Annotated in this window: 2 protein-coding genes; both read left to right on the top strand. The window is 73.5% G+C overall.

The features are described 5' to 3' along the window. Window positions 1-145: 145 nt before the first annotated feature. Window positions 146-955 carry a single-stranded DNA-binding protein gene (locus FF041_RS37935; protein WP_194292054.1) on the top strand — a complete coding sequence of 270 codons (810 nt, stop codon included), beginning with the start codon at window positions 146-148 and terminating at the stop codon, window positions 953-955. Window positions 956-1,232: 277 nt separating this feature from the next. Next, window positions 1,233-2,623, top strand: a 1,391-nt coding sequence (locus tag FF041_RS16225; RefSeq protein WP_323391934.1) for a Cys-Gln thioester bond-forming surface protein, incomplete at its 3' end; no start/stop codon positions are given.

Here is a 2,623-nt window from a genome sequence, read left to right as displayed (position 1 = left end):
GGGCGGTCCGGGGTGCCCCGGGCGGGTGACGGGGTTGTCCACATGGCGGCGGCTGTCCACAGGTCTCAGCGGGATGGCGCGGGGCGGTCCAGCATGGAATCCGGTCGGCAGGGGGCCGGCCGGAACGGACGGGGAGGTGGCCGCCATGAACGACACCATGGTGACGGTGGTGGGCAATGTCGCCACACAGGTGGAGTACCGGGAGACGGCGACGGGCGGGATGGCGCGATTCCGGCTCGCGGTGACACCGAGGCGGTGGGACCGGCAGCGGGAGAGCTGGGTGGACGGGCCCACGGGTTTCTACACGGTCTTCGCCTGGCGAGCTCTCGCCGCGAATCTGGCCGGTTCGGTCTCCGTGGGCGATCCACTCGTGGTGCGGGGGCGGTTGAGGGTGCGTGAGGAAGAGCGCGACGCCCACCACGGGACGGCGGACGGGGGTGGTCAGCGCAGGACGTTCGTGGACATCGAGGCGGTGACGGCGGGACACGATCTGGCGCGCGGGACCTCGGCGTTCCGGCGGATGGTCCGGGCGGCGCCGCCACCGGTCCCGGAGTCCCGGCCGGGGTGGTCACCGGGCCGGCCGCCGGGCTGGGGAGCTCCGGCGGAGGAGGCCGCGATGCGGGCGGGCCGGTCGGGTTCCGCGTCTTCCGCGCCCGGCGACGGCCTGCCGGAGGAGAGGACCGGCCTCGCGGATCCCGGTCCGGGCCCGGGTGCGGCACCGGGCCCTGGTCCCGCATTTGGACCTGCGTCCACGGCCGCTTCCATGGCGGGGCCCGCGTCGGGTGCCGCTCCCGGGCCCGCACTCGGAGCTGCCTCCGGGCCCGCTCCCGGTGCCGCGCCCGAGGACGAGCCAAGCGCCGCACCGGACGCCGCACCGGCCGCCGGACCGGCGTCCAGCCCCGGCCCGCGTCCCGCGGTGGCGGCGGAGGCCGCGCTCGCGGCGCCCCCGTTCTGACGACCGGGCCTGTCCACTCTCCGAGTTGTGGAGATTTGTCGATTCAGAAATGACGAAACAGCGCTGGCGGGACAGTCGGCGATAACGATTCCGAGTCGGAATGGTTATCCGACCGCTTGGCGGGGGACTGGGCCGCGCCGCCTCTCTAGGATTTCCCGGTATTCACGGGGCACTTGAGTCGGTAGGCGAGGCACTCCCCCCATGCGTCACACGTGGCCACGCATGAGCACGTGCGCACGCGCCATGCGCTCATGCGCCTCGCCCGGAGGGGAATTCTGTGTTTTCCAAGCTCTCTGCGTCGGCCGTACGCGGGCGTGGGACCGCACGCCCGCGTAAGGGGACCGCGCGCCGTCTCACGGCCGCCGTGCTGACGTCGGGCCTTGTCGTGACCGGGGGCATGACGGGCGCGGGGACGGCGGTCGCCGACGACGGCGCTCACCACCAGAGCGGCGCCGTCGCCACGCTCGACGGGCTCAAGACCTTCGACAGCGCCGTGCTCCGTGCGAACGGCAAGAGCCATTCCATACCCGCGGGCCTCTTCGAGATGACCGTAGACGGCGGCGGCAGGCTCAAGACCTACTGCGTCGACATCCACAATCCGACCCAGGACCAGGCCGGCTATCTGGAGACCCCCTGGAAGCAGACCTCGCTCGGCGCCAACCGCGACGCGGGGAAGATCCACTGGATTCTCCAGAACTCCTATCCCCAGGTGGACGATCTGGCGGAGCTGGCGGAGGCCGCGGGCACCGGGCCGCTGACCCAGAAGACCGCCGCCGCCGGAACCCAGGTCGCCATCTGGCGCTACTCGGACGGAGCGGACGTCGCGGCGGCCGACCCCGCCGCCGAGAAGCTCGCCGACTGGCTCCACCGCAAGGCCCGCCGCGTCTCGGAGCCGAAGGCGTCGCTCAGCCTGGAGCCGAGCGCCGTCTCCGGGAAGCCGGGCGGCCTGCTCGGGCCCGTGACCGTGCGCACCGGCGCGGGCCGGGTCTCCCTCACCCCGCCGGTGGGCGCCGCCGCCGACGGCATCGAGGTCACCGACGCCAAGGGGAAGCCGGTCACCTCGGCGGTCGACGGCGCTGAGCTCTACTTCCAGGTCCCCTCCGACGCGCCGGACGGCTCGGCGACGCTGACGGCGCAGATGGCCACCTCCGTGCCGGTGGGCCGGACCTTCACCTCCACCACCAGGAGCCAGGCCCAGATCCTCGCGGGCTCCAGCGAGTCCACGGTCTCCGCGCACGCCACGGCGGCCTGGGCCGCGAGCGGCGCGATACCCGCGCTCTCCGCGAAGAAGAACTGCGCCGAGGGCGGCATCGACATCACGGCCGGCAACACGGGCGACGCCCCCTTCACCTTCGAACTGGCGGGCACCGAGCACACCATCCCGGCCGGTACCAGGCGGACCATCACCGTCCCGGTCGGCGAGGACCAGCCCTACGACTTCACCATCACCGGGCCGGGCGGCTTCACCAGGACCTTCAAGGGGGTGCTGGACTGCCGGATCACCGGCCTCCAGACCTCGTCCCCGGCCCCGGCGGCCGAGACGCCCGTCTCCCAGCTCGCCCCCGCCTCGGCCGGGGGAGCGTCCGCGGGGCTCGAAGGAGATCTGGCCGCGACCGGCGGCTCCAGCGCCACTCCGGTGATCGGGGGCGCGGCGATCGGCCTGGTCGT

The organism is Streptomyces jumonjinensis (assembly GCF_009600885.1).
In the GTDB taxonomy this organism is placed as follows: Bacteria; Actinomycetota; Actinomycetes; order Streptomycetales; family Streptomycetaceae; genus Streptomyces; species Streptomyces jumonjinensis.
The sequence above is the reverse complement of the archived record's forward strand: the minus strand, read 5'-3'. Positions and strand labels throughout refer to the sequence as shown.

Excerpts from the sequence above, each read along its gene's own strand:
- FF041_RS37935 (WP_194292054.1), top strand. The coding sequence starts at position 146 with ATGAACGACACCATGGTGACGGTGGTGGGCAATGTCGCCACACAGGTG.